The following is a 14,046-nucleotide window of genomic DNA, read 5'->3' on the forward strand; positions in this document are numbered from 1 at the left end:
CGCGTGGGCGCGAGTACCCACCACGGCCCGCGCCCGGACGACAACCCCTTACCGAAGCAGCACCCCGGCCCCCTCCCCCAGCTCCTCAGCCGGCACCGTCAAAAGCCCCAGCTCCGCCCCGGACGCCAGCAGCCGGTGATCCGGCAGAATCCGCACCGTGTAGCCGTAGGGCCCCGTCCGGTCCAGCGACAGCGGCCCTTCGTAGGTCCACACGCCCTCCATGTCGGGCCCGCCCACCGGCTTGAGCGGCACCGCCGTCCCCCCGGTGATCCGGTCCTCCGCGTCCACCCGACCGGAAACGGCCTGCACCTCCACGTCGTCCGGCCCGAGCGACCCCAGCCGCACCCGCACCCGAAGGGTGAGCGTGGTCCCCAGCTCGGCCGTGGCACTCGTCGCGGACGTCTCCACGTGATCCACGGAAACGGCCGGCCAGGCCCCCCGCACCCGGGACTTCCACTCCGCCAGCTCCCGCGCCACATCCGGTGTCATCACCCGGTGCGACTGCGCGGCCGGCAGGTACAGCCGCTCCACGTACTCCCGGACCATCCGCCCGGCCAGCACCTTGGGTCCGAGATGCGTCAGCGTCTGCCGCACCATCTCGATCCACCGGTCCGGCAGCCCACCGCGCCCCCGCTCGTAGAACCGCGGAGCGACCCGCTGCTCCAGCAGTTCGTACAGCGCTGCCGCCTCCAGGTCGTCCCGCCGGTCCGCGTCGGTGCCCACCCCGTCCGCGGTCGGAATGGCCCACCCGAAGTCGGGCTGGAACCACTCGTCCCACCACCCGTCCAGCACGGACAGATTGAGACACCCGTTCAGCGCGGCCTTCATCCCGGACGTCCCGCACGCCTCCAGCGGCCGCAGCGGATTGTTCAGCCACACATCGCAGCCGGGGTACAGCTTCTGCGCCATGGCCATGCCGTAGTCGGGCAGGAACACCACCCGATGCCGCACCCGCGGATCGTCGGCGAACCGCACCAGCTCCTGCACCAGCCGCTTGCCCCCGTCATCGGCGGGATGCGCCTTCCCCGCGACGACGATCTGGATCGGCCGCTCGGGATGCAGCAGCAGCTTCCGCAGCCGCTCGGGGTCCCGCAGCATCAGCGTCAGCCGCTTGTACGACGGCACCCGCCGGGCGAACCCGATGGTCAGCACGTCCGGGTCGAGCACCTGGTCGACCCAGCCCAGCTCGGCCGCGCCCGCGCCCCGCTGCCGCCAGGACGCCCGCAGCCGCTGCCGCACCTCGGCCACCAGCTGCTCCCGCAGGTCCCGGCGCAGGTCCCAGATCACCTGGTCGGGGATGTCCGCGACGGAGTCCCAGCGGTCGGAGCCGCCCACGGTCAGCGCGTCCTCGGCGCGCTGCGCGCCGATCTGCCGGGCGCCGAGCCGGAACACCTCGGGGGCGACCCAGGTCGGCGCGTGCACCCCGTTGGTGACGGAGGTGATCGGCACCTCCTCGGGGTCGAACCCCGGCCACAGCCCGGCGAACATCTCCCGGCTCACGCGGCCGTGCAGCACCGAGACGCCGTTGGCGCGCTGGGCGAGCCTGAGCCCCATGACGGCCATGTTGAACAGGTTCGGCTCCCCGCCGGGGTAGGTCTCCCGGCCGAGCCGCAGCACCCGGTCGACGTCGATGCGCGGCAGCTCGGCGTCGGGCCCGAAGTGCCGGGCGACCAGGTCACGGTCGAAGCGGTCGATACCGGCCGGCACCGGCGTGTGCGTGGTGAACACGGTCCCGGCCCGCACCGCCTCCAGCGCGGAGTCGAAGTCGAGCCCGGTGTCGCACAGCTCGGCGATGCGCTCCAGGCCGAGGAACCCGGCGTGCCCCTCGTTGGTGTGGAACACCTCCGGCTCGGGGTGCCCGGTCAGCCGGCAGTACGTCCGTACCGCCCGGACACCTCCTATGCCGAGCAGCATCTCCTGCAGCAGCCGGTGCTCGCTGCCGCCGCCGTAGAGCCGGTCGGTCACCCCGCGCTCGCCGAGGTCGTTCTCCTCGACGTCGGAGTCCAGCATCAGCAGCGGCACCCGGCCCACCTGGGCGACCCAGATCCGGGCCAGCAGCGAGCGGCCGCCGGGCAGGGCGAGGGAGACCTGGGCGGGGGTGCCGTCGGCCTCGTCGAGGAGGGTGACGGGCAGCTCGTTGGGGTCGAGCACCGGGTAGTGCTCCTGCTGCCAGCCCTCCCGGGACAGGGACTGCCGGAAGTAGCCGTGCCGGTACAGCAGGCCCACCCCGATCAGCGGCACACCGAGGTCGCTGGCCGCTTTGAGGTGGTCGCCGGCCAGGATGCCGAGGCCGCCGGAGTACTGGGGCAGCGCGGCCGTGATGCCGAACTCGGGCGAGAAGTAGGCGACCGCGGCGGGCAGTCCCGCGGGCTGGGCCTGGTACCAGCGCTCGCCGCTCACATAGTCGTGCAGGTCGCCGGCGACCGCGGTGAGGCGGCGCAGGAAGCGGCGGTCCTCGGCCAGCTCCGCCAGCCGCGCGGGGCGCACGCTGCCCAGCAGCCGGACCGGGTCGCCACCGCTGGCGGCCCACTGTTCGGGGTCCACGGACTGGAACAGGTCGCGCGTCTCCGTGTGCCAGGACCAGCGCAGATTGCGCGCCAGCTCGCTCAGTGGACGCAAGGGTTCGGGGAGAACGGGTCGGACGGTGAATCGACGGATCGCCTTCACAAGTCACCTCGACGCTGGTGGCTGCCGCCGGCCCACCGCGAGGTGCGCCGGCTCGTCCCTTACGACGGTACCGGCGCGGGTGCCCGCCTCGCTGGGGGCTCCGCGCGCAGACCCCCGTTCGGCCTGAATCGGTCGGGGGTAGACGCACGGCTGGAAACAGTCCGGTCTTGTGCGTAGACATACGCGTGAGTAGTTAACAAAGTTCCGGATTGCCCACCCGAACAGTGTGGGAAGGCTCCAGCGGTAGCCATCGGGGTACCCCTCCAGGCACAACTGCAGACCAGATCTCCCCACAGTCATCCGCCCACCCACGTTGACGCGGACAGGAGCGGTCATGCCCGCCACGCACCACTCGTCAGCACCCCCGAGTCCGAGCACCGCCGCGCCACCCCGGACCAGCGCGCCCGCACCCCCGCCCACGGCCGTCGGCCGGATACCCGTCCTCGACGTCCGCCCGCTCGTCCAGCACGGCCGCCGCCCGGCCAAGGCGGTCACCGGCGAGTCGTTCGAGATCTCGGCCACCGTGTTCCGCGAGGGGCACGACGCCGTGGCCGCCAACGTGGTCCTGCGGGACCCCGAGGGCCGCCCGGGCCCGTGGACGCCGATGCGGGAGCTGGCGCCCGGGACCGACCGCTGGGGGGCCACCGTGACCGCCGGGGCGCCCGGCCGGTGGACGTACAGCGTGGAGGCGTGGAGCGACCCGGTCACCACCTGGCGCCACCACGCGAAGATCAAGATCCCGGCCGGCATGGACACCGAGCTGGTCCTGGAGGAGGGCGCGCGGCTGTACGAGCGGGCCGCCGAGCCGCTGAGCGGTGAGCAGCGGGACGTCCTGCTGGACGCCGTGGCCGCCCTGCGCGACGAGTCCCGTCCCTCGGCGTCCCGGCTGGCCGCCGCGCTGACGCCCGAGGTGGACGCGGTGCTGGCCGCGCATCCCCTGCGTGACCTGGTCACCGCCTCCGACCCGCTGCCGCTGCAGGTGGAGCGGGAGAGGGCGCTGTTCGGCAGCTGGTACGAGTTCTTCCCGCGCTCGGAGGGCTCGCCCGAGCAGCCGCACGGCACGTTCCGCACCGCGGCCCGGCGGCTGCCGAAGATCGCCGAGATGGGCTTCGACGTCGTCTACCTGCCGCCGATCCATCCCATCGGGACGACTTTCCGCAAGGGGAAGAACAACACCCTGACCGCCGAGCCGGACGACGTCGGTGTGCCGTGGGCGATCGGTTCCCCGGAGGGCGGGCACGACACGGTGCATCCCCGGCTGGGGACGATCGAGGACTTCGACTGGTTCGTGGCGCGGGCGGCCGAGCACGGCCTGGAGGTCGCCCTGGACTTCGCGCTCCAGTGCTCGCCGGACCACCCGTGGGTGCAGAAGCACCCGGAGTGGTTCCACCACCGCCCGGACGGGACGATCGCGTACGCCGAGAACCCGCCGAAGAAGTACCAGGACATCTACCCGATCGCGTTCGACGCCGACATGGACGGTCTGGTGGCCGAAACCATTCGGGTGCTGCGGCACTGGATGGACCACGGCGTGCGGATCTTCCGCGTGGACAACCCGCACACCAAGCCGGTCGTCTTCTGGGAGCGGGTGATCGGCGACATCAACGCCTCCGACCCGGACGTGATCTTCCTGGCCGAGGCGTTCACCCGCCCGGCGATGATGCACACGCTGGCCCAGATCGGCTTCCAGCAGTCGTACACGTACTTCACCTGGCGCAACAGCAAGCAGGAGCTGACGGAGTACCTCACCGAACTCTCGGGGGAGGCCGCCTCCTACATGCGGCCCAACTTCTTCCCGAACACCCCGGACATCCTGCACGCCTACCTCCAGCACGGCGGCCGTCCCGCGTTCGAGGTGCGCGCGGTGCTCGCCGCCACCCTCTCCCCCACCTGGGGCATCTACTCCGGCTACGAGCTGTGCGAGAACACCCCGCTCAGGGAGGGCAGCGAGGAGTATCTGGACTCGGAGAAGTACCAGCTCAGGCCGCGTGACTGGGCGGCGGCCGAGCGGGAGGGGCGGACCATCGTCCCGCTGATCACCCGCCTGAACGACATCCGCCGCCGCAGCCCGGCCCTGCGGCAGCTGCGCGATCTGCACTTCCACCACGCCGACCAGGACGCGGTCATCGCGTACTCGAAGCGGAGCGGTTCGAACACGGTTCTGGTGGTGGCGAACCTGGACCCCCACCACACCCAGGAGGCCACGGTCTCGTTGGACATGCCGCAACTCGGCCTGGACTGGCACGAGATGACGCCGGTGCGCGACGAGCTCACCGGCGAGACCTATCACTGGGGCAGGGCCAACTACGTGCGACTCGAACCGGGTTTCCGGCCCGCGCATGTCTTCACCGTCCTGCGACCGTCCACCCCGCAGACCGGAGGGTCACCCACACAATGATCGTCAACGAACCCGTCCCGGACACCTTCGAGGACACCCCGGCCAAGGACCGGGACCCCGACTGGTTCAAGCGTGCCGTCTTCTACGAGGTCCTCGTCCGGTCCTTTCAGGACAGCAACGGCGACGGCGTGGGCGACCTCAAGGGCCTGACCGCCAAACTGGACTATCTGCAGTGGCTGGGCGTGGACTGCCTGTGGCTGCCGCCCTTCTTCAAGTCACCGCTGCGGGACGGCGGCTACGACGTCTCCGACTACACGGCCGTGCTGCCGGAGTTCGGTGACCTGGCCGACTTCGTGGAGTTCGTGGACGCGGCCCACCAGCGCGGCATGCGCGTGATCATCGACTTCGTCATGAACCACACCAGCGACCAGCACCCGTGGTTCCAGGAGTCCCGGCGCGACCCCGACGGGCCCTACGGCGACTACTACATGTGGGCCGACGACGACAAGCAGTACCAGGACGCGCGGATCATCTTCGTGGACACCGAGGTGTCGAACTGGACCTTCGACCCGGTGCGCAAGCAGTACTTCTTCCACCGGTTCTTCTCCCACCAGCCGGACCTGAACTACGAGAACCCGGCCGTGCAGGAGGAGATGATCTCCGCGCTGCGGTTCTGGCTCGATCTCGGCATCGACGGCTTCCGCCTGGACGCGGTGCCGTATCTCTATGCGGAGGAGGGCACGAACTGCGAGAACCTGCCCGCCACGCACGAGTTCCTGAAGCGGGTGCGCAAGGAGATCGACGCGCACTACCCGGACACGGTGCTGCTGGCGGAGGCCAACCAGTGGCCGGAGGACGTGGTCGACTACTTCGGCGACTACGCCAAGGGCGGCGACGAGTGCCATATGGCCTTCCACTTCCCGGTCATGCCCCGCATCTTCATGGCCGTGCGCCGGGAATCGCGCTACCCGGTCTCCGAGATCCTGGCGAAGACCCCGCCGATCCCCGACGGCTGCCAGTGGGGCATCTTCCTGCGCAACCACGACGAGCTGACGCTGGAGATGGTCACCGACGAAGAGCGCGACTACATGTACGCGGAGTACGCCAAGGACCCGCGTATGCGCGCCAACATCGGCATCCGCCGCCGGCTCGCGCCCCTGCTGGACAACGACCGCAACCAGATCGAGCTGTTCACCGCCCTGCTGCTGTCCCTGCCCGGCTCGCCGATCCTGTACTACGGCGACGAGATCGGCATGGGCGACAACATCTGGCTCGGCGACCGCGACAGCGTGCGCACGCCCATGCAGTGGACCCCGGACCGCAACGCCGGCTTCTCCTCGTCCGACCCGGGGCGGCTGTATCTGCCCACGATCATGGACCCGGTCTACGGCTACCAGGTCACCAACGTGGAGGCGTCGATGGCGTCGCCCTCCTCGCTGCTGCACTGGACCCGCCGCATGATCGAGATCCGCAAGCAGAACCTGGCCTTCGGGCTCGGCTCCTACACCGAGCTGCCGTCGTCGAACCCGGCGGTGCTGGCCTTCCTGCGCGAGTACGAGGACGACCTGGTGCTCTGCGTGAACAACTTCTCCCGCTTCGCCCAGCCCACCGAACTGGACCTGCAGCGGTTCGAGGGACGGCACCCGGTCGAGCTGTTCGGCGGGGTGCGCTTTCCGGCCATCGGGGAGCTGCCGTACTTGCTGACCTTGGGCGGACACGGCTTCTACTGGTTCCGGTTGCGCAAGGACGCGCCGTAGAAGACCGGGCGGGGCGGTTTCCACCGCCCCGCCCGGGGCACGCATCAGTAACACCCCGCCCTCACCCCCCGTCCCCCGGGGAAAGGACGTGACGCCATGGCGGAAACGGTCACTGTCTCGGGCACCACCAGCCCCGGCCTCCTCGCGTCACTGGATCCCCTGTTGCGCGAGTGGCTGCCGAGGCAGCGCTGGTTCGCGGGCAAGGGGCGCCCGGTCACCGGGTTCTCGCTGGTCGCGGCCACCGAGCTGCTCCCGCCGTCCGGCCGGCTCGGCCTCTACCACCTGCTGGTGCGCGCCCACCAGCCGCTCACCCTGGGCGCGGCCCCCCACGCCGGCGACTGCTACCAACTGCTCATAGGCGTGCGCGAGGCGCTGCCGCCCCGGCTGGCGCCCGCGCTGATAGGCCATGTCACCGACGGTCCGCTCAGCGGACGCACGGTGTACGACGCCCTGTACGACCCCCGGCCCGCCGATGTGCTCCTGGAGGCCCTGCGCTCCCAGGCCCGCATCGGCGGGCTGCGTTTCGAGCGCGCTCCCGACCAGGACATACGGCCCGGTCTGGTGCCGCGCGTGATGACGGCGGAGCAGTCGAACTCGTCCGTCGTCTACGGCGACACGTTCATCCTGAAAGTACTGCGGCGGGTCGTCCCCGGGACCAACCCCGACCTGGAGCTGCCGCTGGCCCTGGCCCGCGAGGGCTGCGCCCGGGTGCCCGCGCCGACGGCGTGGATCGAGGCCGACGTCGGCGGTGAGGTCCTCGACGGTGACGTGTCCGGCGCCAGTTACGTCCTCGGGGTGCTCCAGCCCTTCGTCCAGGGCGCGACCGACGGCTGGGAGCTGGCGCTGCGGCAGCTGGCCAAGGGTGAGGACTTCGCCGCCGAGGCGCGGGCCCTGGGACGCGCCACGGCCGAGGTGCACACGGCGCTGGCCCGGGCGCTGCCCACCGTCACCCTCGGGCACGCGCAGCTGGAACCCATGGTCCAGGGCATGATCGAGCGGCTGGAGAGCGCCGTCCAGCAGGTGCCGGTGCTCGGCCCGTACGCTCCGGGCCTGCGCACCGCGTTCGAGGCGCTGGCCGACCTGGCCGCCGAGGGGCACACCTGGACCGCGCAGCGCGTCCACGGCGATCTGCACCTCGGGCAGTGCCTGCGCTCGGCGGCCGGCGAGTGGTCACTGATCGACTTCGAGGGCGAGCCGGCCCGGCCGCTGGCCGAGCGGCGGATGCCGCAGCCGGTGGTGCGGGACGTGGCCGGCATGCTGCGCTCCTTCGACTACGCGGCGCACTCGGCGGGCCCGCCGGCCCCCGAATGGGCACGGGCCTGCCGTGCCGCGTACTGCACCGGTTACGCGGAGGCCGGCGGCTTCGACCCGCGCACCGACCCGGTCCTCCTGCGTGCCTGGGAGACCGACAAGGCGATCTACGAGGTCGTCTACGAGGCCCGGCACCGCCCCGACTGGCTGCCGGTGCCGATGGCGGCGATCGAGGAGCTCGCCGCCGCGTCCGAACTGACCTGAGCGACTTTCGATGCGCCTTCCGACCGACGTCCTTTCCAGGAGGCTCCGCCCGTGACCCCCCGTCGACAGTCCAGCGGTCCGGATCCGGCGAACACGCCGCGCCAGGCGGCCGAGGAGACCGGCGCGGTGCACCGCGCCGCCGTGAAGAAGACAGCGAAGAAGGTGGTCGAGAAGACGGTGCGCGAGGCGGTGCGCGAGGCCGCCGCCGAGCAGGAGGTGCCGCAGAAGGCGGCGGTGCCCGCCAAGAAGGCCGCCCGGCAGGCCGCCGCGAAGAAGGCGGCGAAGAAGGTCCCGGCGAAGCGGACGCCCGCGAAGAAGGTCGCCGCGGTCAAACGTCCCGCCGAGGCGGATCCGGCCGACCCGCCGGCCACCGCGCCGCGGGCCGTCCCGGACGGTCCGGATCCGGAGGTGACCGTCCCCGTCCCCGTCGCTCCCGCCCTGGACCTCGGGGACCGTGAGCGGCTGCTCGCCGGTACCCACCACGACCCGCACGCCGTGCTCGGCGCCCACCCGGTGGCCGACGGGGTGGTGGTGCGGGCCCTGCGGCCCTACGCGCGCTCCGTCACCGTGGTCGCCGACGGCGTGCGCGCCGAGCTGCACCACGACGGGGACGGCTTCTTCTCGGGCCTGCTGCCGCTGCGGGAGGTCCCGGCGTACCGGCTGCTGGTGACGTACCGGGACGCCGTGCTGGACACCGAGGACGCCTACCGCTTCCTGCCCACCCTGGGCGATCTGGACCTGCATCTGATCGGCGAGGGCCGGCACGAGCAGCTGTGGCAGGTGCTCGGCGCGCATCCGATGACGCACCAGGGCGTGTCCGGCACCCGCTTCTCGGTGTGGGCGCCGAACGCGCGCGGGGTGCGGGTGGCCGGCACCTTCAACTTCTGGGACGGCACCGCCTTCCCGATGCGCTCGCTGGGCTCGACCGGCGTGTGGGAGCTGTTCGTGCCCGGCATCGGCGAGGGCGAGCTGTACAAGTTCGAGATCACCCGCCCGGACGGCTCCAGGACGATGCGCGCCGACCCGCTGGCCCGCCGCACCCAGGTCCCGCCGGAGACGGCGTCGATCGTCACGTCGTCGCAGTACGAGTGGGGCGACGGGGACTGGCTGGCCCGCCGGGCCGAGGTGCCCGCGCACGAGGCGCCGTTCTCGGTGTACGAGGTGCACCTGGCGTCCTGGCGGCCGGGGCTGACCTACCGCGAGCTGGCCGATCAGCTGCCGGCGTACGTCAAGGACCTCGGGTTCACGCACGTGGAGCTGATGCCGGTCGCCGAGCACCCCTTCGGCGGCTCCTGGGGCTACCAGGTCACCGGCTTCTACGCCCCCACCGCCCGGCTCGGCACCCCGGACGACTTCCGGTACCTGGTGGACCGGCTGCACCAGGCCGGCATCGGGGTGCTGATGGACTGGGTGCCGGCGCACTTCCCGCGCGACGACTGGGCGCTGGCGGAGTTCGACGGCCGGCCCCTGTACGAGCACTCCGACCCGCTGCGGGCCGCGCACCCGGACTGGGGGACGCTGGAGTTCGACTTCGGCCGCACCGAGGTGCGCAACTTCCTGGTGGCCAACGCGGTGTACTGGTGCGAGGAGTTCCACATCGACGGGCTGCGCGTGGACGCCGTCGCCTCGATGCTCTACCTGGACTACTCGCGCGAGTCGGGCCAGTGGACGCCGAACCAGTACGGCGGCCGGGAGAACCTGGACGCGGTGGCGTTCCTGCAGGAGATGAACGCGACCGTGTACCGCAGGGTGCCGGGCGTGGTGACGGTCGCCGAGGAGTCCACGGCCTGGGACGGCGTCACCCGTGCCACCCACCACAAGGGCCCGAGCGGCTTCGGCGGGCTCGGCTTCGGGCTGAAGTGGAACATGGGCTGGATGCACGACTCGCTCCAGTACATGAGCCACGACCCCGTCCACCGCAAGTACCACCACCACGAGATGACGTTCTCGATGGTGTACGCGTACAGCGAGAACTACGTGCTGCCCATCTCGCACGACGAGGTGGTGCACGGCAAGAAGTCGCTGGTGTCGAAGATGCCGGGCGACTGGTGGCAGCAGCGCGCCAACCTGCGCGCCTATCTGGCCTTCATGTGGGCGCACCCCGGCAAGCAGCTGCTGTTCATGGGGCAGGAGTTCGCGCAGGGCTCGGAGTGGTCCGAGGCGCGCGGCCCGGACTGGTGGCTGCTCGACCCGTCCTACGGGGCCGAGGCCGACCACCGGGGCGTGCTGGACCTGGTCCGCGACCTGAACGCCCGCTACCGGGCGACGCCGGCGCTGTGGCAGCGGGACATCCATCCCGACGGCTTCCAGTGGATCGTCGGCGACGCGGCGGAGGACAACGTCTTCGCGTTCCTGCGCTACGACGCCGACGGCAGCCCCCTGCTGGCGGTCTCCAACCTCGCCCCCGTGGTCCGCCCCGACTACCGCCTCGGCGTTCCCGACGACATCCCCGCCTGGCACGAGGTGATCAACACGGACGCGGCCCGCTACGGCGGCAGCGACGTCACCGGCCCCGACCCGGTCAAGCCGGAGCCGCAGGGCAGCCACGGCCGCCCCGCGAGCATCCGGCTGACCCTGCCGCCGCTGGCTACGGTGTGGCTGCGGCCTGCCTGAGCCCGTCGGGCAGCTGCCCGGTGTGCAGGACGCCGAGGCGCTGGGTGGCCCGGGTGAGGGCGACGTACAGGTCGCTCGTGCCGTAGTGGCCGGGCTCGACGACCAGGACGGAGTCGAACTCCAGGCCCTTGGCCTGGCGCGGGTCGAGCAGGACCACGGTCCGCGTCAGGTCGGGCTCCGCGCCGGCCGTCACGCCGTCCAGCCGGGCGGCGAGGCGGCGGTGCAGCTCGCGCGGGGCGATCACGGCGAGCCGGCCCTCGGCCGGGGTCAGCTCGGCGACGGCCTTCTCCACCGCGCCGGGCAGGTCGTCGGTGCCGCGCACCCAGGGCCGTACGCCGGTGCTGCGCACGGACTGCGGGGGCTCGAAACCGGGGTGCTCGGCGCGCACGACGGCCGCCGCCAGCTCCATGATCTCCGCGGGGGTGCGGTAGTTGACGCCGAGGCGGGTGTGCTCCCAGCGGTCCTCGACGTAGGGCGCCAGGATGCCCTCCCAGGAGCCGACGCCGGCCGCCTCGGCGGTCTGCACCGGGTCGCCGACCAGGGTCATCGAGCGGGTCGGGCAGCGGCGCATCAGCAGCCGCCAGGCCATCGGCGACAGCTCCTGCGCCTCGTCGACAATGATGTGCCCGAACGCCCAGGTGCGGTCGGCCGCGGCCCGCTCCGCGGCGGAGCGGTGGTCGGCCTCCTCCTGCCGTTCGGCGAACCGCTCGGCGTCGATGATGTCGTGCGCGGAGAGCACCTCGGAGGACTCCGGGTCGTCCTCCTCCTTGTCCTCGAACTCGTAGGTGCGCGAGGCGTAGGAGACGTCGAGGACGCCCTGGGCGTAGGCGATCTGGGCCTCGCGTTCCCGGTCGGCGCGGGCGCGGGCGAGGCGGTCGTCCTCGCCGAGGAGTTCGGCGGCCTCGTCCAGCAGCGGCACGTCGGCGGTGGTCCAGGCCCGGGTGACCGGGCGGCGGACGGCGGCCGCGTCCTCGTCGCTCAGGTATCCCTCGGGGCCGGCGAGGAAGTCGGCGACCAGCCGCTGCGGGGTCAGCCACGGCCACAGCTGGTCGATGGCCGACCAGACCTCGGGGTTCTCGGCGAGCTCGTCGCGGATCTGGGTGATGTCGCTCGCGTCGAGCAGGCTGGAGCCGTCGTAGGGGTCGGTGCCGACGCGTTCGGCGTACAGCTCGGTGAGGGTGTTGAGGATGTGCCCCTCGAAGTACTCGCGGGCCACGTTGTGCGGCAGCTTGGCGGCGCGGGTCTTCTCCCGGGCGACGTTCACCAGGCCGTCGTCGAGCATGAGGACCTCACGGTCGTGCTCGATGGCGATGACCGGGTCGGGCAGCGCCTGCCGGTCGCGTACGACGGCGGCGAGCACGTCGGCCATGTCCGCGCGGCCCTTGACCGCGGCGGCCTCGGGCGTGTCCGTGGCGGTGGCCCGCACGCCGGGGAACAGCTCGCCGACCGTGGCGAGCAGCACGCCGGTCTCGCCCAGGGCGGGCAGCACCTCGCCGATGTAGCCGAGGAAGGCCGGGTTGGGTCCGACGATCAGCACGGCGCGCTTGGCGAGCAGCTCGCGGTGCTCGTAGAGGAGGTAGGCGGCCCGGTGCAGGGCGACGGCCGTCTTGCCGGTGCCGGGGCCGCCCTCGACGACCAGGACCCCGCGGTGGGGTGCCCGGATGATCTCGTCCTGCTCGGCCTGGATGGTCTGCACGATGTCGCTCATCCGGCCGGTGCGTGCCGAGTTCAGCGCGGCCAGCAGCACGGCGTCGCCCGCCGGGTCCTCGTGGCCGGTGCGCTCCCGGTCGCCGACGTCGAGGAACTCGTCGTGCAGGTCGGTGACCTTGCGGCCCTCGGTGGAGATGTGCCGGCGGCGGCGCAGCCCCATCGGCGTGTGCCCGGTCGCCACGTAGAAGGGCCGGGCCACCTCGGCACGCCAGTCGAGGAGGATCGGGGTGCGCTCGGTGTCGTTCTCGCGCAGCCCGATCCGGCCGATGTGGTGGCTGGTGCCGTCGGTGAGGTCGATACGGCCGAAGCACAGCGAGCCGTCCACCGCGTTCAGCGCGGCGAGCAGCCCCGAGCGCTCGGCGACGAGGATGTCCCGCTCCAGGCGGGCCTGCATGGGCTTGTCGCCCTGCGCGAGCGCGTCCTGGACGGCGGCCTCGGTGTCGCCGCGCAGCGCGTCCACGCGCGCGTACAGACCGTCGATGAATTCCTGCTCGTGCCGCAATTCATCGTCCGGAAATTCGCTGTTTGACAATTCCGCTCCCGCCCGGATATACTGTGCTCACAAAGCTTCTCCGTGACCTCTTTTCAAGGAAGTCACGAACCAATGAATATACGCAAAGAAATCCCCCGAGCGCAATTGCTCGGGGGATTTCTTCTGTTCGGGGGCGGTCAGAGCACGTCGGCGAGCTCCTGCAGCAGCCGCCGCTTGGGCCGGGCGCCCACCATCGACTTCACCGGCTCCCCGCCGGAGAACACCAGCAGGGTGGGCGTGGCCATCACGCCGTACCCGATGGTCGTCTCCGGATTGCGGTCCACGTCGATCTGCACGATCTTGATCCGTCCGGCCTCCTCGGCGGCGACGGCGCTCAGCACCGGCGCGAGCTGCCGGCAGGGCCCGCACCACTCGGCGGTGAACTGCACCAGCACCGGAAGCCCGGCCTGCAGCACCTCGCGCGCGAAGTCCGCGTCGGTCACCTCGGCCACCCCGTCCGCCTTGATCATCTCTCCTGCCCTCCCAGCTCGCACCGCGGCTCCGGACCCCCCGGAACCAGCGCCTCGGCGGCCAGCTCGCCCAGGGCGTGCTCGGCCTTCGCCAGCTGCGCGGCCACGGTCGCCCGCACCCCGCTCAGCTCGCCGATCAGCGCGTCCAGCTCGGCCAGCTTGCGCCGGTAGACCGCGACCGACGCCGGGCACGAGTCCCCCTCGGGGTGCCCGGCGCGCAGGCACTCCACGAACGGCCGGGTCTCCTCCAGCTCGAACCCGACGTCCTGCAGCGTCCTGATCTGCTCCAGCAGCTTCAGGTCCCGCTCGTCGTAGGCGCGGTGCCCGTTGGCGTCCCGGCGCGCGGGCAGCAGCCCCCGTGCCTCGTAGTACCGCAGCGTCCGCGTGGTGGTCCCGGCCCGTGCGGCCAGCTCGCCGATTCGCATGTCCGCGACCGTATGCCTT

At 71.8% G+C, this 14,046-nt stretch carries 8 protein-coding genes; 4 read left to right on the forward strand and 4 right to left on the reverse strand.

The genetic code is table 11. The features are described 5' to 3' along the window. Window positions 1-48: 48 nt before the first annotated feature. Window positions 49-2,667, reverse strand: a complete 2,619-nt coding sequence (locus tag C3489_RS03990; RefSeq protein ID WP_103779920.1) for a glycosyltransferase family 1 protein — start codon at window positions 2,665-2,667, stop codon at window positions 49-51. Between the two features lie 334 nt (window positions 2,668-3,001). On the opposite strand from C3489_RS03990, the gene C3489_RS03995 reads away from it, so the two are divergent. The 4 genes from C3489_RS03995 to glgB all read left to right on the forward strand — a co-directional run bounded on the left by C3489_RS03995 (window position 3,002) and on the right by glgB (window position 10,890). Further along, complete coding sequence (locus C3489_RS03995) at window positions 3,002-5,065, forward strand: alpha-1,4-glucan--maltose-1-phosphate maltosyltransferase (protein WP_103779922.1); 2,064 nt, start codon at window positions 3,002-3,004, stop codon at window positions 5,063-5,065. Next, window positions 5,062-6,762 (forward strand): maltose alpha-D-glucosyltransferase, encoded by a 1,701-nt coding sequence (gene treS / locus C3489_RS04000; RefSeq protein ID WP_103779924.1) that lies wholly within the window; start codon window positions 5,062-5,064, stop codon window positions 6,760-6,762. The genes C3489_RS03995 and treS overlap by 4 nt, the downstream gene beginning before the upstream one ends. 96 nt (window positions 6,763-6,858) lie before the next feature. Then, entirely contained in the window at window positions 6,859-8,277 is a 1,419-nt protein-coding gene (locus tag C3489_RS04005) for a phosphotransferase (protein WP_103779926.1), read from the forward strand. A 51-nt stretch (window positions 8,278-8,328) separates the two neighbouring features. After that, window positions 8,329-10,890 carry a 1,4-alpha-glucan branching enzyme gene (gene glgB, locus C3489_RS04010; protein ID WP_181139479.1) on the forward strand — a complete coding sequence of 854 codons (2,562 nt, stop codon included), beginning with the start codon at window positions 8,329-8,331 and terminating at the stop codon, window positions 10,888-10,890. On the opposite strand, the gene C3489_RS04015 is transcribed toward glgB, so the two are convergent. The 3 genes from C3489_RS04015 to C3489_RS04025 form a co-directional block, all read right to left on the reverse strand. Then, window positions 10,865-13,102 (reverse strand): UvrD-helicase domain-containing protein, encoded by a 2,238-nt coding sequence (locus C3489_RS04015; RefSeq protein ID WP_103779928.1) that lies wholly within the window; start codon window positions 13,100-13,102, stop codon window positions 10,865-10,867. The two genes, glgB and C3489_RS04015, sit on opposite strands and share 26 nt — an antisense overlap. Window positions 13,103-13,269: 167 nt before the next feature. Continuing rightward, window positions 13,270-13,602 carry a co-chaperone YbbN gene (locus C3489_RS04020; protein WP_103779930.1) on the reverse strand — a complete coding sequence of 111 codons (333 nt, stop codon included), beginning with the start codon at window positions 13,600-13,602 and terminating at the stop codon, window positions 13,270-13,272. Then, window positions 13,599-14,027, reverse strand: coding sequence for a MerR family transcriptional regulator (locus C3489_RS04025; protein ID WP_103779932.1), 429 nt, complete (start codon window positions 14,025-14,027; stop codon window positions 13,599-13,601). Before C3489_RS04025 ends, C3489_RS04020 begins: the two co-directional genes overlap by 4 nt. Window positions 14,028-14,046 lie beyond the last annotated feature (19 nt).

Source organism: Streptomyces sp. Ru71 (assembly GCF_002920535.1).
In the GTDB taxonomy this organism is placed as follows: domain Bacteria; phylum Actinomycetota; class Actinomycetes; order Streptomycetales; family Streptomycetaceae; genus Streptomyces.